The following is a 19,741-nucleotide window of genomic DNA, read 5'->3' as shown; positions in this document are numbered from 1 at the left end:
TTTTTTGGTATTTGTAAGAAGCTATAATCATAGGAATAAAAAAAGCCTGCTTCAGGTGAAGCGGGCTTTTTAAGATTAGTTTGTTGCGATTTCATTTAGCAGGTCTTCTGCAGTGGTGGTTGGATTAACGCGTACTCGGTTAAGTGTGAGCAAGCCATTGGATAGGGAGGCTAGACCGTTATTGGTTGTCAGTCCCATCTTGTAGCCAAGGCTTTCAGCAATCTGCAAGGTTGCATCACTGTATCGTCCAGATGGATAGGCAACGGTTGTTGTGGTTTGAGACAGTTCTTTGTCCAAGTAAGACTTGGAATCTTTTAACTCAATTTTTTGTTGGTCTTCTGCAGTCGCTGAGAGGTCAGGATGGTTGACGGTGTGATCTTCAAAAGACATGCCTTTGTCCTTCATTTCCTTTATCTCATCTAGCGTCAGCATATCTTCGCGTCCAGCTTGAACAAATCCGGTAATGACATTATTGGTTGCTTTCATGTCATATTTCTGGAGAAGTGGAAAGGCATTAGTATAGAAATCCCTTAAACTATCATCGAAGGTCAGCCAGACGACTTTTTTATTTTCTGGCAAGACATTCTCCGTCAGTACCTTGTATGCTTCTGCCGGTGTTAGTGGATAGTAGCCTGCGTCTTTCAAGGCTTTCAGATGGCTTTCAAATGTAGCTGGATCTACAATCAAACCAGCATTAGCTGCTTCTGATGGGTCCATGACGTGAATGGCATGATACATCAAGATAGGAACTTGAACTGGCTGGTCTTGCTTGACCCATTTGACTTTGTCTTTACTGCTGTCATCCGAAGTTGTCTTTTTTTCCCGAGTTGGTGCTGACGAAGTTTTAGATGAAGTATTGACCTGATTCGTTGACACGTTATTAGCTTCTTTTTGGTTGTGCGAGTTTTGCAGCTTGGCTAGTAAAGAAAAGCCACCTACAATCAGGACGAGAAAAAGTAATAAACTCGTTAAAGAAAGCAAAATAGCTCTTTTTCTAGCTTTGCGTTGCTGCATGCGATTTCCTCTGTGTTTTCCTGTCATAATATCTCCTTTTTAAAAAAAATTATAATTCCTTGCGGAAATTTACATCTATTATAACAAATAAAGAAGTAGTTTTGTAGGCATTTTTATATAATTTTGTTATAATATTTTTTATACAAGAAATTTTCAAGGAGTGCTTCATGTCTATTAAAATAGCTTTACTTGGTTTTGGAACAGTGGCCAGCGGTGTGCCTTTTTTGCTGAAAGAAAACGGAGAAAAAATCGTTCAAGCAGCTCATTCAGAGATAGAGGTTGCTAAAGTCTTGGTAAAAGATGATGCTGAAAAAGAGCGTCTTTTAGCAGCTGGAAATGACTTTAACTTTGTCACAAATGTTGAAGAAATTCTGAAGGATCCTGAGATTACTATCGTTGTAGAATTGATGGGACGAATCGAGCCAGCGAAAACGTTCATCACTCGTGCTCTTGAAGCTGGCAAACATGTAGTAACGGCTAATAAGGATTTGCTAGCTGTTCACGGAGCGGAGTTGCTGGAAATTGCTCAAAAGCAAAATGTGGCTCTCTACTATGAAGCAGCTGTTGCAGGCGGAATTCCAATCCTCCGTACCTTGGTTAATTCATTAGCTTCTGACAAAATTACCCGTATCTTGGGTGTGGTCAATGGAACCTCTAACTTAATGATGACCAAGATGGTGGAAGAGGGGTGGTCTTATGAAGACGCTCTTGCTGAAGCTCAGAAACTTGGATATGCTGAAAGTGATCCAACCAATGACGTAGATGGTATTGATGCGGCTTACAAGATGGTCATTCTCAGCCAGTTTGCCTTTGGTATGAATGTTAAATTTGAAGATGTGGATCATCAGGGAATTCGTCATATCACACCAGAAGATGTGGCTGTTGCTCAAGATTTGGGCTATGTAGTCAAGCTGGTAGGTTCTATTGAAGAAACAGTATCAGGTATTGCAGCAGAAGTAGCTCCAACATTTTTGCCTAAAGCGCATCCTTTGGCTAGTGTCAATGGGGTAATGAACGCCGTCTTTGTCGAATCCATCGGCATCGGAGAATCCATGTACTACGGACCAGGAGCAGGTCAAAAACCAACTGCAACTAGTGTTGTGGCAGATATTGTCCGTATTAGCCGCCGTTTGAATGAAGGAACAGTTGGCAAGGCCTTTAATGAATTCAGCCGTGAGCTTGTGTTGGCTAAGCCAGAAGATGTGAAGAGCAGCTATTACTTCTCTATCTTGGCACCTGATTCTAAAGGTCAAGTTCTGCATTTGGCTGAGATTTTCAATGCTGAGGATGTTTCCTTTAAGCAGATTCTGCAGGAAGGTACTGACGGTAAGAAGGCTCGCGTGGTGATTATTACCCATGCTGTCAGCAAGACACAGCTGGAAAATGTCACTGCTAAGCTCAAAGAAGTTGCTGAGTTTGACTTGCTCAATACCTTCAAAGTATTAGGAGATTAAGATGAAAATTATTGTACCAGCGACCAGTGCCAATATCGGTCCTGGCTTTGACTCTGTTGGGGTAGCCCTGTCAAAATATCTGGAAATTGAAGTCTTGGAAGAAAGTCAGGAGTGGGTGATTGAGCATGACCTCAATCCGAGAATTCCTAAGGACCGACGCAATTTACTGGTTAAGATTGCCCTGCAGTTGGCTCCAGATATTCAGCCACGCCGTTTGAAAATGACCAGTGATATTCCATTGGCTCGTGGACTTGGGTCTTCTAGTTCGGTCATTGTGGCTGGGATTGAATTGGCCAACCAGCTGGCTCATCTTAATTTGTCGGATTATCAGAAACTGAAAATCGCTACAAAGATTGAAGGTCATCCTGACAATGTTGCGCCAGCGATTTATGGTAATTTGATCGTATCTAGCTCATCTAGAAATCAGGTGTCTGCTGTGGTAGCGGACTTTCCGGACGCAGACTTCATCGCCTATATCCCAGACTATGAGCTTCGGACGGTTGAGAGCCGCCAAGTCTTACCAAATCGGCTTTCTTACAAGGAAGCTGTTGCAGCTAGCTCCATTGCCAATGTTGCGATTGCAGCTCTTTTAAAAGGTGATATGAAAATCGCTGGTCGGGCTATCGAGTCTGATTTGTTCCACGAAAAATACCGTCAGCCTTTGATCAAGGAATTTTCAAATATTAAGTTCTTGGCCAGAAAAAACGGCTCTTATGCAACCTATATCTCAGGAGCGGGGCCGACTGTTATGGTCTTATCGCCTAAGCACAAGACGGAGACGATTTATCAGCTTCTGCAAAAACAGAATTTCAAAGGGCAAATCTTCCGACTTCAGGTGGATACTGAGGGCGTCCGAGTAGAAAAATAAATCATCAAGAGGTTTTCCATGAGCCTCTTTTTTCTTTTCGTAAGATAAGGATTTGATATCCCTATCTTTTTATACCTAACTGTGCTATAATGGGTCTAGCTTAAAGGAGGTTAATTCACTTTATGGATCATTTAGAATTACAGGCTCTAGCGACTGAGCTAGGCTTACAGTTTGATGAATTTTCGTCTCTTGTCTTCGGACAGATAGAAGGTTACACGCTCTATATTGAGCCTACAGAGCAAAGAAAGCAATATAGGATTTGTTTTTCTGTTAAGGCTGGCGATGCTTTTACTGCGCCAAATGCCTTTGATGATTTGATTAAAAACTCAGAGGTTCTAACCAGTAGCCAACTGAATCACTATAAGCTAGTACTTTATGCTAAAGCCAAAACCAATCAAGCTCTTGCACAAGCTGTTCAAGAAGCACTTGTCTTTTTCAAGGAAAGAGGATTTGTAAATGTTTGTGAGCAGAGTGGTGAGCCTGGGCAGATTGATGTCTATCAATTGGGAGGAAATATCCTGATTTTGTCGCGACAAAGCTTTGAGACTCTGAGTTCAGGTCTTTCGCTGGAAAATCAGATCTATGACAATCAAAAAGAAAGTATCGTTGGTGGTATTGTTGGTGCTTTTGTTGGCAGTCTCATCGGAGGAGCGGTGATCTTGTTGATTGCACAGATGAACTATGTGGCTGTTGCTGGAGGGTTGGCCATGGGTTACTGTACTATCAAAGGGTATGAGTTGCTGGGTAAAAAGCTATCTAAAGCAGGTATTGCTATTAGTATCGTGTTTATGGTCTTGGTGACTTTCTTAGTCAATCAGTTTGACTATGCTTTGTTACTTGTTCGAGAATATCCAGACGCGAATATATTTGATGCCTTTTCAGCTGTTAACGAATCAATTTTTAATGGAATCATCCCAGATAACTATTGGTTCAACTTGATCTTGCTCTATGTTTTCACTGGAGCGGGAGCTTTCGGTGCCATCAGGAATGCTCTTTCTACTCAAACACAACGTTTTGCTACTAGAAAATTATAACCATTAAAAAGCTGAACTTTCTCAGCTTTTTCTTTGTAATCTATCGTAAATGCCATAGATTTTTGATATAATAGAGTGTATTTTGTTTACATAAAAGAGAGAAAATCATGCAAAAACTAGAGAAATTAAAATCTGAATTAGAGGGAATCGACATTCGCTTCAATGAGCCTTTGAGCCAATACACTTATACAAAGGTCGGGGGCGCAGCCGATTTCTTAGTTTTCCCTCGTAATCGTTATGAGCTGGCTCGTATTGTCAATTTTGCCAATCAAGAAGACATTCCTTGGATGGTGCTGGGAAATGCCAGTAATATCATTGTGCGAGATGGCGGTATCCGAGGTTTCGTGATTATGTTTGACAAGCTCAACAATGTAGCAGTAGATGGCTATATGATTGAGGCAGAGGCTGGAGCTAATCTGATTCAGACAACCCATATCGCCCTGCAGAATAGTCTGACAGGCTTTGAGTTTGCTTGTGGCATTCCTGGTAGCGTCGGCGGAGCTGTCTTTATGAACGCTGGGGCTTATGGTGGCGAGATTGCTCATGTCTTGGTATCTTGCAAGGTACTGACTCCTCAGGGTCAAGTCAAAACGCTGGATGTTCGGGATATGAAGTTTGGTTATCGTCACTCACTTGTTCAAGAAACAGGCGACATTGTTATTTCTGCTAAGTTTGCTCTTTCGCCTGGTGTTCACAGAACGATTCGTCAGGAAATGGAGCGCTTAACCCATCTGCGGGAGCTCAAGCAGCCTTTGGAATATCCATCTTGTGGCTCTGTTTTCAAGCGTCCTTTGGGTCACTTTGCTGGTCAGCTGATTAGCGAAGCAGGCCTCAAGGGCCATCGGATCGGTGGTGTAGAAGTATCCGAGAAGCATGCCGGCTTTATGATTAATGTCGATAAAGGAACGGCTCAAGATTATGAAAATCTTATTGCCCATGTGATTGAAAGAGTGCGGGAAAATTCAGGTATTACTCTGGAGCGCGAAGTCCGCATCATTGGTGAATCTCTGTAAGACAGATATGATTTCCAGTAGAAGTATGCTGGATAAGGAACTGCAGCTGGCTGCAACTTAGTAAGGGGGTGAAAGCCTATCGACACGGAATTTATAAAGGGCCTTTACAGCCCTCACGAGGTAGCAGCGGTCTGACAGAACCCTTAATCTGTTAATACGAGAAAGAAGGAATTTATGACAATTGAAAAAACCAATCATCGAGTTTAAAAACGTTTCAAAAGTTTTTGAAGATAATAATACTGTCGTTCTGAAAGATATTAATTTCGAGCTGGAAGAAGGAAAGTTCTATACTTTGCTGGGGTCTTCTGGTTCAGGAAAATCAACGATTCTGAACATTATTGCCGGTCTTTTGGACGCGACGGACGGGGATATTTTTCTTGATGGCGTCCGCATCAATGATATTCCAACTAATAAACGAGACGTCCACACTGTTTTTCAGTCCTATGCACTGTTTCCGCATATGAATGTTTTTGAAAATGTGGCCTTTCCGCTGCGTCTGCGCAAGGTTGATAAAAAAGAAATTCAAGAGCGGGTTGCTGAAGTACTGAAAATGGTTCAGCTGGAAGGCTTTGAGCGCCGTTCTATTCGCAAACTGTCGGGCGGTCAGCGCCAGCGTGTAGCCATCGCGCGGGCAATCATTAATCAGCCGCGGGTTGTTTTACTGGATGAGCCGCTGTCTGCTCTGGATTTGAAGCTGCGTACAGATATGCAGTATGAGTTGCGGGAATTGCAGCAGCGTCTCGGCATTACCTTTGTCTTTGTCACGCACGACCAAGAGGAAGCCCTAGCTATGAGCGACTGGATTTTCGTTATGAATGACGGTGAAATTGTTCAGTCGGGGACGCCTGTCGATATTTATGACGAGCCCATTAATCATTTTGTTGCAACCTTCATTGGCGAGTCCAATATTCTGCCAGGTAAGATGATTGAAGACTATCTGGTTGAGTTTAACGGCAAGCGCTTTGAAGCAGTAGATGGTGGGATGCGCCCAAATGAAGCTGTCGAGGTGGTGATTCGGCCGGAGGATTTGCGGATTACTCTGCCAGAAGAAGGCAAGCTGCAGGTTAAAGTTGATACCCAGCTTTTCCGCGGCGTTCACTATGAGATTATCGCTTATGATGAACTGGGCAATGAATGGATGATTCACTCGACTCGCAAGGCCATTGTCGGAGAAGAAATTGGTCTGCATTTCGAGCCAGAGGATATCCATATCATGCGTCTCAATGAAACTGAAGAAGAGTTCGATGCCCGTATCGAAGAATATGTTGAAGTAGAAGAGCAGGAAGCGGGTCTGATCAATGCTATTGAGGAGGAACGCGATGAAGAAAACAACCTCTAATCTTTTTCTCTTGCCCTACCTGCTCTGGATTTTCCTCTTTGTCTTGGCACCTGTTGTCATGATTATCTGGAAATCCTTCTTTAACATTGAAGGCCAGTTTACTCTGGAAAACTACCAGACCTACTTCACATCGCAGAACTGGACCTATCTCAAGATGAGTCTGAATTCGATTCTTTATGCAGGGATTATTACTGTTGTAACCCTGCTGATTTCCTATCCGACTGCATTCTTTTTGACTCAGCTCAAGCACAAGCAGCTCTGGCTGATGCTGATTGTCTTGCCGACCTGGATCAATCTCCTGCTCAAAGCTTATGCTTTCATTGGTATTTTCGGTCAGAATGGCTCAATCAATCAATTTCTGACTTTTATCGGAATAGGACCGCAGCAGATTCTCTTTACGGACTTTTCATTTATCTTTGTAGCTAGCTACATCGAGCTGCCCTTTATGATTCTGCCCATTTTCAATGTTCTGGATGATTTGGATCCAAATCTTATCAATGCCAGCTACGACTTGGGAGCTAATCGCTGGGAGACTTTCCGTCGGGTTGTTTTCCCTTTGTCTTTGAATGGTGTCAGAAGTGGAGTGCAGTCTGTCTTTATCCCTAGTCTCAGTCTCTTCATGCTGACTCGCTTAATCGGCGGTAATCGAGTAATTACTCTGGGAACTGCCATTGAGCAGCACTTCCTGACTACTCAGAACTGGGGCATGGGCTCCACTATCGGTGTGGTGTTGATTCTTGCTATGCTCTTTACCATGTGGGCGACCAAGGAAAGGAGAGGGCGATGAAAAAAATTGCAAATCTCTATCTGGCCTTTGTCTTTTTGGTGCTCTACATCCCCATCTTTTACCTGATTGCTTATGCCTTTAATGCAGGGGAAGATATGAATCGTTTTACAGGATTCAGTCTCAGCCATTTCCAGAATCTCTTTGAGGATTCACGTTTGATTCTGATTTTGGTTCAGACTTTCTTTCTGGCTTTCCTGTCATCACTGATTGCGACGCTGATTGGAACTTTTGGAGCCATCTATATCTATCAAGCCCGCAAGAAATATCAGGATGCCTTTCTGTCTATCAACAATATCCTCATGGTGGCGCCGGATGTCATGATTGGAGCAAGTTTTCTGATTCTCTTTACCACAGCTAAATTCCAGCTGGGCTTTCTCTCTGTGCTGGCTAGCCATGTGGCCTTTTCCATTCCGATTGTGGTGCTGATGATTCTTCCGCGTCTGAAGGAAATGAATGATGATATGATTAAGGCTGCCTATGACTTAGGCGCCAGCCAATTGCAAATGCTGAAAGAAATCATGCTGCCTTATCTGACTCCAGCCATCATCGCTGGCTACTTCATGGCCTTTACCTACTCGCTAGATGACTTTGCAGTGACCTTCTTCGTTACAGGCAATGGCTTCTCGACTCTGTCTGTTGAGATATACTCCCGCGCTCGTCAGGGAATTTCTCTGGAAATCAATGCCCTGTCAGCCTTGGTCTTTCTCTTCAGCATTGCTTTGGTAATTGGGTATTACTTTATCACCCGTGAGAAGGAGGAGACTGTATGAGAAAACTCTATTCATTTTTAGCGGGGATTCTGCTGATTATCTTAGTCTTGTGGGGTGTCAGTTACCAGATTGAAAGTCGGACGCAGAGCAAGGAGAGCGATAAGCTGGTCATTTACAACTGGGGTGACTATATCGATCCTGAACTTCTGACTGAGTTTACTAAGGAAACTGGTGTCCAAATCCAGTACGATACCTTTGACTCCAATGAAGCCATGTATACAAAAGTGAAGCAGGGCGGCACAACCTACGACATTGCTATTCCCAGTGAATATATGATTGCCAAGATGATGAAAGAAGGCTTGGTAGAGAAGCTAGATCATAGCCAGATTAAAGGTTTGGAAAATATCGGATCTGACTTTTTAGACCAGCCTTTCGATCCTGGAAATCAATACTCGATTCCTTATTTTTGGGGAACGCTGGGTATTGTCTATAATGAAAAAATGGTTGATAAAGTTCCTGAGCATTGGAATGACCTCTGGCGTCCTGAATACAAAAACTCTATTATGATGATTGATGGAGCTCGTGAAGTCATGGGACTTGGTCTGAACTCAGACGGTCATAGTCTCAACTCCAAAGATGCTAATCAGCTGCAGGAGGCTGTCGACAAGCTCTATACTTTGACACCAAATATCAAGGCCATTGTGGCTGATGAGATGAAAGGTTATATGATTCAGAACAATGCTGCTATCGGTGTGACCTTTTCTGGCGAGGCTCGGCAGATGCTGGAGGCCAATGAAGACTTGCGCTATGTCGTGCCTACAGAAGCCAGCAATCTTTGGTTTGACAATATTGTCATTCCCAAAACGGTCAAAAATAAAAAAGCGGCCTATCAGTTTATTAACTTTATGCTGAGACCGGAAAATGCTTATAAAAATGCTCTTTATGTCGGCTATTCGACACCAAATCTTCCTGCCAAAGCCATGTTGCCTAAGGAAATTCAGGAAGATGAGGCTTTTTATCCGACTGAGGAAACGATGAAACATCTGGAAGTTTATGAGCAGTTGGGCCCTAAATGGTTGGGAACCTACAACGACCTCTATCTTCAAGTCAAGATGTATCGGAAGTGATCATCAAACAAGTTTGCTTGATGAATACAAGAAAAACGCCTGGCTCAATGAGCTGGGCGTTTGCTGCTTACTTAGTTTGAAGATTCTGTCTGAGTATTGGTTGCAGTGTCTGCCGCAGAGCTAGAGGCAGTAGTATCGCCTGCTGCTGTATCTGCAGCAGAGCTAGACGCACTAGTCTCAACGGCTGCTGTATCACTGCTGGAAGCTGCTGTATCAGTTGCAGTTGTTGAAGCAGGGCTGCTTGTTTCTTTTTCGATTTCCTTTATAATGGTAGTCGTTGCAGTAGAGCTGCTGGTATCGGTTTTTGATTTTTCATCCTTTTGGTCCGTTAGATTCATGATCGTGATGCTGGCAATGATGATAGATAAGATACTGGCAACAGTTGCAATAGTTTTTTGGAAGGCTGAAAGACCAGTTTTAATATGCTGTTTAGTAGGTTTTTTAGATGATTTTGTCTTGTTTTTATTGCTGCGAGAATAGTTTTCCATGCTCGAAAGAATCTCCTTTTAAAATTTCAATGATTTCTTATCTCTCATTATACGTTTTTTATCTGAAAATGTCTTAAAAAAATCAAATTTTTATCTATGAAAACGCACACAGAATATTGTTGTTAAGAAAAGAAGCTGCTCAAATTTTGGTTGAGCAGCTTCTTGAGCTAGAATAGCAAAGTAATCACGCCTTCTCATCTTGGAGTGCCGCTTGAGCGACAGCCAGCCTAGCTGCTGGAACCCGATAAGGAGAGCAGGAAACGTAGGTGACACCAATTTCTTGGAAGAAGGGGATGGAAGTAGGATCACCACCGACCTCGCCACAGATGCCGATAGGAAGTTCAGGCTTGACTTGACGGCCCTTACTGATGGCTATCCGCATCAATTCACCAACACCAGCTTGGTCGACAGTTTGGAAAGGATCAAAAGGAAGGATTTCTTTCTCCTTATAATGGCCGATGAATTTTCCAATATCGTCCCGTGAGAAGCCATAGGTCATCTGGGTCAGGTCGTTAGTACCAAAGCTGAAGAAGTCTGCTTCCTGAGCCAGCTGGTCTGCAACCAGACAGGCGCGCGGAAGTTCAATCATGGTGCCGATTTCATAAGGGAAAGGCTCCTGACCTTGATGCCTAAAGAGCTTGTTGATATGTTTGGTGAGAAAGGCTTTGACAGAGTTCAGCTCAGCCTTGTCTGCAATCAGCGGAATCATGATTTCTGGCTTGACGGTCAATCCTTCCTGACTCAGCTTGATAGCACTCTTGAAGACTGCTTCGACCTGCATCTTGTAAATCTCTGGTTGCGTAATCCCCAGACGGCAGCCGCGGTGGCCTAGCATTGGATTGCTTTCTTGCAGTTGTTCAATGCGGCGAGTCAGTTTTTCTGGTGACTTGTGCAGCTTGTCAGCCAAAGCCTTGATTTCCTGTGAATCTTTAGGTAGAAATTCATGCATCGGTGGATCCAAAAGACGGATAATCATTGGTTTGTCCAGAACTGCTTGGAACATTTGATAGAAGTCTTCTTCTTGGAACTCCAGTAGTTTTTTGAGGGCGGATCTGGTTTCCAATTCATTGTCGGCTAGAATCAGGCGCCGCATTTCCAGAATCCTCTCTTGACCAAAGAACATGTGTTCGGTACGAGCCAGACCAATACCCTTTGCCCCAAACTTAATAGCTGTTTTCAGATCCTGAACGGTCTCTGCGTTGGCACGGACTTTGAGTTGTGCGAACTCATCTGCCCATGAAAGCAAGCGGTGGAGTTCTTGATCATTTTCGACTAGAACTGTCGGAATCTCACCGCTATAAATGCGCCCAGAGCTGCCATCAACTGAAATGACATCACCTTCAGTCAAGACAAGACTTCCGCAGGAAACGGTCTTGCTATCCTCGCTGATGTTCAACTCTCCACATCCAGCCACACAGCAGGTTCCCATTCCTCGAGCTACGACAGCTGCGTGAGAAGTCATGCCGCCCTGACTGGTTACAATGGCTTGGCTGACGACCATGCCCTCAATGTCTTCAGGTGAAGTTTCCTGCCGTACTAAAATGACCTTTTTGCCCAAGGAGTGGTAGTCTTTGGCGCGCTCAGCTGTAAAGACAATCTCACCAGTTGCAGCACCAGGGCTGGCTGGCAGTCCTTGAGCCAAGAAAGGAGCATCTTGCAGAGCTTTTTCTTCAAATACAGGATGGATGAGCTGGCTAATCGTAGCAGGAGATACACGCTGGAGAGCTTCTTTTTTGCTGATAATGCCCTCGTCTACCAGATCTAAGGCGATTTTCAAAGATGCCTTGGCAGTCCGTTTACCGTTTCTAGTTTGGAGAATATAGAGTTTACCCTTTTCGATGGTAAATTCGATATCTTGCATGTCCTTATAGTGGTTTTCGAGAATCTTAGCATAGTCTTGGAAGGCTGCATAAGCCTGAGGGAGAGCTGTCTCAAGTGCAGCGATAGGCTCAGGAGTCCGAATACCGGCTACGACATCCTCTCCTTGTGCATTGAGCAAAAATTCGCCAAATAGCTGATGCTCACCACTGGCAGGGTTTCTCGTAAAGACGACTCCTGTACCACTGGCTTGGTCGCTATTGCCAAAGACCATGGCTTGGACATTTACCGCTGTTCCCAAATCATGAGGAATATCATTCAAGTTGCGGTAAACCTTAGCTCGGGGATTATTCCAAGACTTGAAGACCGCCTTGATAGCTGCATAGAGCTGTTCTTTTGAGCTTTGCGGGAAGGTTTGATGATGCTCACGATAAAGCTGCTTGTACTGGTCGATTAATGCTTGATGTTCTTCCAATGTGAAATCCTTGGCCTGTTTGCCAGCATTTCTTTCAAAATAGCCCAAGAGGTCATCGAACTCATCCTTGGAAATTCCATAAACCACATCAGCAAACATTTGCAGCAACCGGCGGTAGCAGTTGTAGGCAAAGTCAGCATTGGTCTGCTCAGCCAGAGTCTGGGTTCTTAAATCGTTCAGACCTAGATTGAGAATAGTGTCCATCATGCCCGGCATGGAAAACTTGGCTCCGCTTCGAACAGACACTAAGAGCAAGGCAGAGTCGTTGCCGCTGAAATATTTACCTGTTTTCTCTTCTAAATCAGTAACCGCTTTCAAAATATCTTCTTTTAAAGAAGATTCAAAGAAATAAGGTTTTTCTAAATATTCGATACAGCTTTCTGTGGTAATAGTAAAACCTGGAGGGACAGGCAGTCCCAAATTGGTCATTTCAGCTAGGTTGGCTCCTTTTCCGCCAAGCAGAGCTTTGTCATCTGCACATCCTTCCTCGAAGGAGTAAATCCATTTCGCCATATTTACCTCCAAAATTATGAAATATGTGTCATATTGTAGGACAACTACATTGTAATATACATCACATATATTTGTCAACCGAAAAAAGTATCTTTTTTTATTGACAATTTTTCTTTTTTTGTTATAATGTGTTACAAAATGATGATTATTTAAACGTCTGAAAATGAAATATGAGTAATAATAACAACTTTTAAGAGAAATCAGGCTAATCATCTATTATAAAGAATAAAGGAGTCAGACCTATTTGAAATTAAGTGAACGGCAAAAGAAAATTGTAGAAATTGTAAAAGAACACCAGCCACTCAGCGGTGAGAAAATCTCTGAATTACTGGATATTTCTCGGGCGACCTTGCGCTCGGACCTGTCTTTTCTGACCTTGGTTGGAATTTTGAAGGCTACACCTAAAGTTGGTTACACATACTCAGGCTCAGATTTAGAGACGCTTTTCTTTTTCGATACCTTTCGAAAGGAAGTGGCTGAGATTATGACTTCGCCTGTTTTGGTATCTCATGATTCTTTTATTCAAGATGCCATTATTACATTATTTATGTATGATGCGGATGTTCTCTATGTCATTGATGAGCATAAGCTGCTCTTGGGGATTTTGTCGCGTAAAGACTTGCTGCGGGCTTCGCTCAATACTAACATTGACAGCACACCCGTAGCGGTCTGCATGACCCGAATGCCCCATATTAAAACTTGCTACAAGGATATGAATATTTTGGAAGCGGCAGCAGTTTTGCAGGATTTTGCGATTGATTCACTGCCGGTAGTCGATGAGGATAATGAGCGTAAAATTTTAGGAACTGTGACCAAGTCAGCTCTGCTGGATTATATTATTCAAGAGGCTAGAAGCGCTGAGGTTAATAGATAAGAGGAATGAACATGAAGAAAGAAATTATTGTTTACAGCATTTCAGATTCTTTGGGGGGGACTTCGCAGAAGTTGCTGTCTGCAGTGACAGCCCAGTACCCAGATATTATTTTTAATAACAGCTATCGTTTCCCATTTATCAACAAGGAAGAAGAATTGCTGGAAATTCTACGTGATGCCATCAAGGATGATGCCCTTGTCATCAGTACACTGGTTGATGGCAACTTGGCAGCAGCTGCTAGGGAGTTCAGTAAGTCCAATGGCCTTGCTTATCTGGATTTGATGCATCCATTTTTTGAGATTATCAGAGAAAAGACGGGCACCAGTCCTATAGAGGTGCCGGGTACTCTGCACCGGCTAGACACTGAGTATTTTAATAAAATCTCTGCTATTGAGTTTGCAGTCAAATACGACGATGGCAAGGCACCACAAGGATTTTTAGATTCAGACTTGGTCCTCTTGGGTGTCTCACGTACTTCTAAAACGCCACTCAGTATTTATCTGGCTAATAAAGGCTATAAGGTTTCTAACCTGCCTTTGATTCCAGAAGTCCCTCTGCCTCAAGTTTTGGATAAGGTTGATCCGGAGCGGATTATCGGCCTTTTATGTGAGCCAGAAAAACTGTCTAAGATACGCAGTAATCGCTTGAATTCTCTGGGATTAACCCAGTCGACCAGCTACACGGATCTGGAAAAGATATACGAAGAACTAGACTACTCAAAAGAAGTCTTTAAAAAGTATCGGGCTCATGTCATCAATATCACCGATAAGTCAATCGAGGAGACGGCTTTCTTGATTGAAGATCATTTGAAGAAATTGAGATAAGAGAGAAGATTGCAAAAAGCGGTTATAGAGTGAGGGCATATGATGGAGCAATATAAGCGTATTTTACTGAAAGAATTTGACAGTCGGCAGAAGGTCATTACAGAGCTGACCAACCTAGAGGCAATTTTGAATCTGCCCAAAGGAACGGAGCTGTATATCAGTGACATTCACGGGGAGTTTGCTGCATTTGACTATATTTTGAGAAGCTGTGCAGGTATCCTCAATGAGAAGATTAAGGACTGTTTTGGAGACAGCTTGTCAGAAGATCACAAAGACCGCCTGTCAGCGCTGGTTTCCTATCCTGAGCTTGTGCTGGGGGAAGAAACTAAAGGCAAAGACTGGTATCAGGAAACCATTCCCCAGCTCTTGAACTTGCTGGCTTTTGCAGGTGCCAAATACAGTCGGTCCAAGGTCAGAAAGGCCTTGCCGCCACAATATGCCTATATTATCGAGGAGTTGCTCTATAGTGACCGGGCTTTAGCTGATAAAAAATCCTATTTTGAGAATATCCTGACTTATGTGATTGAATTGCGGGAAGCGGTGCCTTTTATTCTAGGCTTGGCCCGAAGTATTCGGCAGTTGTTGATTGACCATCTGCATGTGGTTGGAGATATTTTTGACAGAGGAGCTGGCAGTGCTCAGGTCATGGATGAACTGCAGCATTTTCACTCGCTTGATATTCAGTGGGGCAATCACGACATTATCTGGATGGGAGCCTTTTTTGGCTCTAAGGCCTGCTTGCTCAATGTGCTGCGCATCGCAGCTCGCTATGGCTATCTCTGGGATATCGAGAAAGATTATGGTTTAAACCTACGCTCCTTGACTCTTTTTGCGGATAAGACTTACCAGTCTAATCCTAAGTTTAGACCCATTCTTGGAGGCAGAGAGCAGGAATTTTCAGATGAGGAAATTCTGCAGCTGGAAAAGGTTCACCAAGCCTTAGCGATTATCCAGTTCAAGCTGGAAAATCAACTCATCAAACGACGGCCTGAATTCCAGATGCAGGACCATGTCATGTTGGACAAGATTGACTATTGGGAAGAAAGCATTACGATTGACGATACTAAACATGCCCTGGTTAATACCTGCTTCCAAACTATCAATCCGGAAAATCCATCAGCTTTGACACCAGAAGAAAATCAAGCTGTAGACAGTATGATGGCCTCATTCCAAAATTCTCTTAAGATGGCTGAGCATATGAGTCTTCTGATGAACAAGGGCTCTATGTATAAGATTTACAACCAGCACTTGCTTTTTCACGGTTGCATTCCTCTGGAGCCGTCAGGAGAATTCCAGCCTTTCATTCTCAATCAAGCCCATTATTCAGGCAAGGAATTGCTGGATTTCTTTGAGTATCATATTCGACAGTCGGCCAAGAACAAGGAAGTGGGCGATGATTTGTCGACTGACTTGATTTGGTATTGCTGGAAAGGTAAGCTATCGCCCCTGTTTGGAAAAGAAAAGATGACTACCTTGGAGCGCTATTTCATCGAAGATAAGGACACCCACAAGGAAGTGGAAAATTCTTATTTTTCTTATCGAAATTCTGAGAAAGTCTGCCAGCTGATTTTGGAAGAATTTGGCCTCTTTTCTCCAGAGTCTAGGATGGTCAATGGTCATACTCCGGTTAAGACGGGCAAGGGAGAGTCGCCTATCCGTGGTGGCGGTTTGCTCTTTGTCATTGATGGTGGCCTCTGCAAGGCATATCAGAAGAAAACTGGAACGGCCGGCTATTCACTGCTCAATAATTCCTATGGCTTCCAGTTGGTGACTCATCAGCCTTTCCAAAACGCTCAAAAAGTCGTTGAATCTCCTTTTGCTCAGACCTCTCTGAAAAAGGTGATTGAAAATGTAGAGGAACGAACCCTCATCAAATCTACTACCATAGGTCAGAGCTTGTTAGCTCAACAACAGGAACTCTTTAGCTTGCTGCATGAGTTTTATGACCGGTGATATTTATCCCTAAGTTCTAACAGAATTTAGGGCCTTTTCTTTCTTGTTCCAGCTTCTCTTTCGTGTTACAATAGGAGTATTGAAATTTAGAGGAAAGAACATGATTTATTTAGATAATTCAGCGACAACCAAGCCTTATCCTGAGGCTTTGGCCGCCTACACAGAGGTCGCTTCTAAAATCTGGGGCAATCCATCCAGTCTGCACAGTTTAGGCAGTCAGGCAACCCGTCTCTTAGCAGCTTCACGCAGGCAAATTGCAGAGCTTTTAGGCAAGTCTTCTTCGGAGATTTTTTTTACGTCTGGAGGGACTGAAGGGGACAACTGGGTGCTAAAGGGAGTTGCTTTTGAAAAGGTTCCTTTTGGCAAACACATCATCGTATCTAACATTGAGCATCCTGCAGTTAAAGAATCAGCCCTCTGGCTTCAGAGTCAAGGCTTTGAAATAGATTTTGCCCCAGTAGACAAGGCGGGTTTTATTGAGGTAGACAAGCTGGCTGAGTTGATTCGACCAGACACCACTCTAATCTCCATCATGGCTGTCAATAATGAAATCGGCAGTATTCAGCCCATTCAGAAGATATCCGAACTACTAGCAGACAAGCCGACTATTTCCTTTCATGTGGATGCAGTACAAGCTGTTACGAAGATTCCTACAGCTGCTTATCTGACGGATCGCGTGGATTTTGCGACATTTTCCAGTCATAAATTTCACGGTGTCCGGGGAGTAGGCTTTGTCTATATCAAGTCTGGCAAGAAAATCAGCCCGCTCTTGACCGGTGGCGGCCAGGAGTCGGATAAGCGCTCAACGACGGAAAATCTAGCAGGCATTGCAGCGACAGCCAAAGCTCTGCGTTTGTCCATGGAAAAGCAAGAAGTATTTGCCCAGCGGACGGCTCAGATGAAGAGAATTCTTCTTGAAGAGTTGCAGAAGTATCCAGATGTGATGATTTTCTCAGACATGGAGGATTTTGCGCCCCATATACTAACCTTTGGTATCAAGGGAGTGCGAGGTGAAGTTGTCGTTCATGCATTTGAAGACTATGAGATTTATATCTCGACTACCAGTGCTTGCTCTTCTAAGGCTGGAAAGCCAGCAGGAACCCTAATCGCTATGGGCGTTGAGAAATCTCTCGCTCAGACTGCTGTCCGTATCAGTTTGGATCTTAACAACGATATGAGCCAGATGGAGCAGTTTTTGACAACTTTTAGAATCATTTACGAAAAAACTAGAAAAGTAAGGTAAACAATGCATTATTCAGAAATTATGGTACGCTACGGTGAGCTGTCTACCAAGGGCAAGAACCGCATGCGCTTTATCAACAAACTCAAACGCAATATTCAGGCTGTTTTGTCAGTCTATCCGCAGGTCCATGTCAAGGCTGACCGTGACCGCACTCATATCTATCTGCAAGGAACCGATTATCAGCCTGTTGCTGAATCACTCAAGCAGATTTTTGGGATTCAGAATTTCTCGCCATCTTATAGGGTTAAAAAGTCTGTACCAGCCTTGATTGAAGCTGTTCAAACCATCATGAAGCAAGTCTATCAGGAAGGCATGACCTTTAAGATTACCAGCAAGCGCAGTGACCACAGTTTTGAATTGGATAGCCGCGAGCTTAACCAGACACTTGGTGATGCTGTTTTTGAGGCCATTCCCAATGTTCAGGTCAAGATGAAAGCGCCAGATATTGAACTTCGGGTCGAAATTCGTGAAGAAGCGGCTTATATCTCTTATGAGACCATTCGTGGTGCTGGAGGCCTGCCAGTCGGCACTTCAGGAAAGGGTATGCTCATGCTTTCTGGCGGGATTGACTCACCGGTAGCAGGCTATCTAGCTCTCAAGCGGGGTGTAGACATCGAAGCAGTTCACTTTGCCAGTCCGCCTTATACCAGTCCAGGTGCTCTGAAAAAAGCTCAGGATTTGACGCGGAAACTGACCAAGTTTGGCGGCAACATCCAGTTTATCGAAGTCCCTTTTACAGAGATTCAGGAGGAAATCAAGGCCAAGGCTCCAGAAGCCTACCTCATGACACTGACACGTCGCTTTATGATGCGCATTACGGACCGGATTCGGGAGGAGAGGGGCGCTCAAGTCATCATCAACGGAGAAAGTCTTGGTCAGGTGGCAAGTCAAACCATTGAAAGTATGCAGGCTATCAACGCTGTGACCAATACACCGGTTATCCGTCCTGTCGTGACCATGGACAAGCTGGAAATCATTGAGATTGCAGAGAAAATTGATACTTTCCAAATCTCTATCCAACCATTTGAAGACTGCTGTACCATTTTTGCTCCAGACCGACCTAAAACTAATCCGAAAATCAAGAATGCTGAGAAGTACGAAGCTTACCTAGATGTTGAAGGCTTGGTGGAGCGCGCTGTTGCAGGAATCATGATTACAGAAATCAGACCAGAAGCTGAGACCGACGAAGTTGATGAGCTGATTGAGGGGCTCTTGTAAAAGCGAGAGAAGGTGACGTTTATGCTTGCTGTTTTTCTCTTAATTCCTTTTCTGCTGATTCGTTTTCCTTTATTAAGTCATTTTGGCAAAAATGCTTTGTCACGCGCAGCTTATTTTGCACCAGTCCAAGGAAAGGAAAAGATAGCTTATATGATTTATCAATTGAGCAATCTAGCCGTGTTCATAACTCCTTTTTTGCTTGAAATTAAGTTTGATTTTTCTGTTTTCTTTTATGCTGGAGTGGCTATTTACCTGCTTGGTTTGGCTTTGTGTGCTATCAGTATGAGGGATTTTGCTAGACCAGATGCAAACGGCATGAATACAAAGGGCCTTTATCGCTATTCCCGTAATCCCATGTATGTAGCTTACTTTGTTTGTTTTTTGGGAATAGCTTTTTTGACTAAGTCAATGATTTTCTGTCTTATTTTAGTCATGTTTCAGACTTCGGCCCACTGGATTATCCTCTCCGAGGAGCGCTGGTGTCTTGAAAAATTCGGAAAGTCTTACCAAGACTATCAAGATAGGGTGCGGCGTTATATTTAGAAATTTTTTATCTAATCATTATTTAACAAGGAGGTTAGCGGATAACTGAAATTGTCTATGTTCATTAGTGGACAAAATCTAAAGATAATCCTTGAAAATCCGTTTTCATGAGATGAAAAAGCTTGCTAAAGAGCGGCAGAAGTGCTATACTTGTAGAGTTGACTATGCACATTCCTGTGCAACCGCACGAACATCGTTGCTCGTCGTATAACAAATTTAAACTTCGTCATTATCGCCTTGCCTAACACAAGTTATGCCTTCGGCTCAATTCCTAGTTTATTCTTTGTTATACTTAGAGCTCTTCTCTTAAGTGGTTCGTCCCACGATGCTAGGCGAGTCTTCACAAAATCCGGGGAAACCCTAAAAATCATAGGAGGTGCATAATGAGCACATACGCAATCATTAAAACTGGCGGAAAACAAGTTAAAGTTGAAGTTGGTCAAGCA

At 43.4% G+C, this 19,741-nt stretch carries 17 protein-coding genes, 1 pseudogene and 1 other annotated feature; of the genes and pseudogenes, 15 read left to right on the top strand and 3 right to left on the bottom strand.

Annotated elements, in window-relative coordinates:
- Positions 1 to 75: 75 nt before the first annotated feature.
- The gene (locus RP262_RS06315; RefSeq protein WP_268682180.1) at positions 76 to 1,041 is read right to left on the bottom strand and encodes a polysaccharide deacetylase family protein; all 966 of its coding nucleotides are present in this window, start codon (positions 1,039 to 1,041) and stop codon (positions 76 to 78) included.
- A 140-nt stretch (positions 1,042 to 1,181) separates the two neighbouring features.
- Here RP262_RS06315 and RP262_RS06310 point away from each other — a divergent pair, with 140 nt between their 5' ends.
- The 8 genes from RP262_RS06310 to RP262_RS06275 all read left to right on the top strand — a co-directional run bounded on the left by RP262_RS06310 (position 1,182) and on the right by RP262_RS06275 (position 9,346).
- Positions 1,182 to 2,468: a homoserine dehydrogenase gene (locus RP262_RS06310; RefSeq protein WP_311154600.1), complete on the top strand. Its 1,287-nt coding sequence runs from the start codon at positions 1,182 to 1,184 to the stop codon at positions 2,466 to 2,468.
- 1 nt (position 2,469) lies between these two features.
- Positions 2,470 to 3,336, top strand: a complete 867-nt coding sequence (gene thrB / locus RP262_RS06305; RefSeq protein ID WP_268683020.1) for a homoserine kinase — start codon at positions 2,470 to 2,472, stop codon at positions 3,334 to 3,336.
- A 122-nt stretch (positions 3,337 to 3,458) separates the two neighbouring features.
- On the top strand, positions 3,459 to 4,370 hold the full coding sequence (locus RP262_RS06300) for a hypothetical protein (protein WP_311154599.1): 912 nt from the start codon (positions 3,459 to 3,461) through the stop codon (positions 4,368 to 4,370).
- Positions 4,371 to 4,477: 107 nt separating this feature from the next.
- A complete protein-coding gene (murB, locus tag RP262_RS06295) occupies positions 4,478 to 5,383 on the top strand; it encodes a UDP-N-acetylmuramate dehydrogenase (RefSeq protein WP_002897679.1) in 906 nt (301 codons plus the stop codon).
- A 181-nt stretch (positions 5,384 to 5,564) separates the two neighbouring features.
- Positions 5,565 to 6,722 (top strand): ABC transporter ATP-binding protein, encoded by a 1,158-nt coding sequence (locus RP262_RS06290; RefSeq protein WP_002906676.1) that lies wholly within the window; start codon positions 5,565 to 5,567, stop codon positions 6,720 to 6,722.
- Positions 6,703 to 7,509 carry an ABC transporter permease gene (locus RP262_RS06285; protein WP_311154598.1) on the top strand — a complete coding sequence of 269 codons (807 nt, stop codon included), beginning with the start codon at positions 6,703 to 6,705 and terminating at the stop codon, positions 7,507 to 7,509. Before RP262_RS06290 ends, RP262_RS06285 begins: the two co-directional genes overlap by 20 nt.
- A complete protein-coding gene (locus RP262_RS06280; RefSeq protein WP_002900472.1) occupies positions 7,506 to 8,279 on the top strand; it encodes an ABC transporter permease in 774 nt (257 codons plus the stop codon). Before RP262_RS06285 ends, RP262_RS06280 begins: the two co-directional genes overlap by 4 nt.
- Positions 8,276 to 9,346, top strand: a complete 1,071-nt coding sequence (locus RP262_RS06275; RefSeq protein ID WP_223312834.1) for an ABC transporter substrate-binding protein — start codon at positions 8,276 to 8,278, stop codon at positions 9,344 to 9,346. Before RP262_RS06280 ends, RP262_RS06275 begins: the two co-directional genes overlap by 4 nt.
- Positions 9,347 to 9,417: 71 nt before the next feature.
- On the opposite strand, the gene RP262_RS06270 is transcribed toward RP262_RS06275, so the two are convergent.
- Positions 9,418 to 9,834: a DUF6556 family protein gene (locus RP262_RS06270; RefSeq protein WP_311154597.1), complete on the bottom strand. Its 417-nt coding sequence runs from the start codon at positions 9,832 to 9,834 to the stop codon at positions 9,418 to 9,420.
- Positions 9,835 to 10,018: 184 nt separating this feature from the next.
- A complete protein-coding gene (gene ppdK, locus RP262_RS06265; protein WP_311154596.1) occupies positions 10,019 to 12,640 on the bottom strand; it encodes a pyruvate, phosphate dikinase in 2,622 nt (873 codons plus the stop codon).
- Between the two features lie 244 nt (positions 12,641 to 12,884).
- Here ppdK and RP262_RS06260 point away from each other — a divergent pair, with 244 nt between their 5' ends.
- The 7 genes and pseudogenes from RP262_RS06260 to RP262_RS06230 form a co-directional block, all read left to right on the top strand.
- Positions 12,885 to 13,514, top strand: a complete 630-nt coding sequence (locus RP262_RS06260) for a CBS domain-containing protein (RefSeq protein WP_002915339.1) — start codon at positions 12,885 to 12,887, stop codon at positions 13,512 to 13,514.
- Positions 13,515 to 13,519: 5 nt separating this feature from the next.
- A complete protein-coding gene (locus RP262_RS06255; RefSeq protein ID WP_080555413.1) occupies positions 13,520 to 14,338 on the top strand; it encodes a pyruvate, water dikinase regulatory protein in 819 nt (272 codons plus the stop codon).
- A 42-nt stretch (positions 14,339 to 14,380) separates the two neighbouring features.
- Positions 14,381 to 16,291, top strand: a complete 1,911-nt coding sequence (locus tag RP262_RS06250; protein WP_311154627.1) for a fructose-1,6-bisphosphatase — start codon at positions 14,381 to 14,383, stop codon at positions 16,289 to 16,291.
- Positions 16,292 to 16,391: 100 nt separating this feature from the next.
- Positions 16,392 to 17,534, top strand: a complete 1,143-nt coding sequence (locus tag RP262_RS06245; RefSeq protein WP_311154595.1) for a cysteine desulfurase family protein — start codon at positions 16,392 to 16,394, stop codon at positions 17,532 to 17,534.
- A gap of 3 nt (positions 17,535 to 17,537) precedes the next feature.
- A complete protein-coding gene (gene thiI, locus RP262_RS06240) occupies positions 17,538 to 18,752 on the top strand; it encodes a tRNA uracil 4-sulfurtransferase ThiI (RefSeq protein WP_125347768.1) in 1,215 nt (404 codons plus the stop codon).
- Between the two features lie 21 nt (positions 18,753 to 18,773).
- Positions 18,774 to 19,295, top strand: a complete 522-nt coding sequence (locus RP262_RS06235) for an isoprenylcysteine carboxylmethyltransferase family protein (protein WP_268688353.1) — start codon at positions 18,774 to 18,776, stop codon at positions 19,293 to 19,295.
- A gap of 170 nt (positions 19,296 to 19,465) precedes the next feature.
- Positions 19,466 to 19,645, top strand: a sequence feature (ribosomal protein L21 leader region).
- 33 nt (positions 19,646 to 19,678) lie between these two features.
- Positions 19,679 to 19,741 (top strand): annotated as a pseudogene (locus tag RP262_RS06230) (bL21 family ribosomal protein); the annotation flags it as partial.

It is taken from the genome of uncultured Streptococcus sp. (genome assembly GCF_963456385.1).
Classification (GTDB): domain Bacteria; phylum Bacillota; class Bacilli; order Lactobacillales; family Streptococcaceae; genus Streptococcus.
Note: the sequence above shows the minus strand (reverse complement) of the source record. Positions and strands in the feature narration are given on the sequence as shown.

What these genes read in the sequence shown, in the direction of transcription:
- RP262_RS06315 (WP_268682180.1), bottom strand. Translation starts at nt 1,041, where the DNA reads ATGACAGGAAAACACAGAGGAAATCGCATGCAGCAACGCAAAGCTAGA.
- RP262_RS06310 (WP_311154600.1), top strand. Translation starts at nt 1,182, where the DNA reads ATGTCTATTAAAATAGCTTTACTTGGTTTTGGAACAGTGGCCAGCGGT.
- thrB (WP_268683020.1), top strand. Translation starts at nt 2,470, where the DNA reads ATGAAAATTATTGTACCAGCGACCAGTGCCAATATCGGTCCTGGCTTT.
- RP262_RS06300 (WP_311154599.1), top strand. Translation starts at nt 3,459, where the DNA reads ATGGATCATTTAGAATTACAGGCTCTAGCGACTGAGCTAGGCTTACAG.
- murB (WP_002897679.1), top strand. Translation starts at nt 4,478, where the DNA reads ATGCAAAAACTAGAGAAATTAAAATCTGAATTAGAGGGAATCGACATT.
- RP262_RS06285 (WP_311154598.1), top strand. Translation starts at nt 6,703, where the DNA reads ATGAAGAAAACAACCTCTAATCTTTTTCTCTTGCCCTACCTGCTCTGG.
- RP262_RS06280 (WP_002900472.1), top strand. Translation starts at nt 7,506, where the DNA reads ATGAAAAAAATTGCAAATCTCTATCTGGCCTTTGTCTTTTTGGTGCTC.
- RP262_RS06275 (WP_223312834.1), top strand. Translation starts at nt 8,276, where the DNA reads ATGAGAAAACTCTATTCATTTTTAGCGGGGATTCTGCTGATTATCTTA.
- RP262_RS06270 (WP_311154597.1), bottom strand. Translation starts at nt 9,834, where the DNA reads ATGGAAAACTATTCTCGCAGCAATAAAAACAAGACAAAATCATCTAAA.
- ppdK (WP_311154596.1), bottom strand. Translation starts at nt 12,640, where the DNA reads ATGGCGAAATGGATTTACTCCTTCGAGGAAGGATGTGCAGATGACAAA.
- RP262_RS06255 (WP_080555413.1), top strand. Translation starts at nt 13,520, where the DNA reads ATGAACATGAAGAAAGAAATTATTGTTTACAGCATTTCAGATTCTTTG.
- RP262_RS06250 (WP_311154627.1), top strand. Translation starts at nt 14,381, where the DNA reads ATGGAGCAATATAAGCGTATTTTACTGAAAGAATTTGACAGTCGGCAG.
- RP262_RS06245 (WP_311154595.1), top strand. Translation starts at nt 16,392, where the DNA reads ATGATTTATTTAGATAATTCAGCGACAACCAAGCCTTATCCTGAGGCT.
- thiI (WP_125347768.1), top strand. Translation starts at nt 17,538, where the DNA reads ATGCATTATTCAGAAATTATGGTACGCTACGGTGAGCTGTCTACCAAG.
- RP262_RS06235 (WP_268688353.1), top strand. Translation starts at nt 18,774, where the DNA reads ATGCTTGCTGTTTTTCTCTTAATTCCTTTTCTGCTGATTCGTTTTCCT.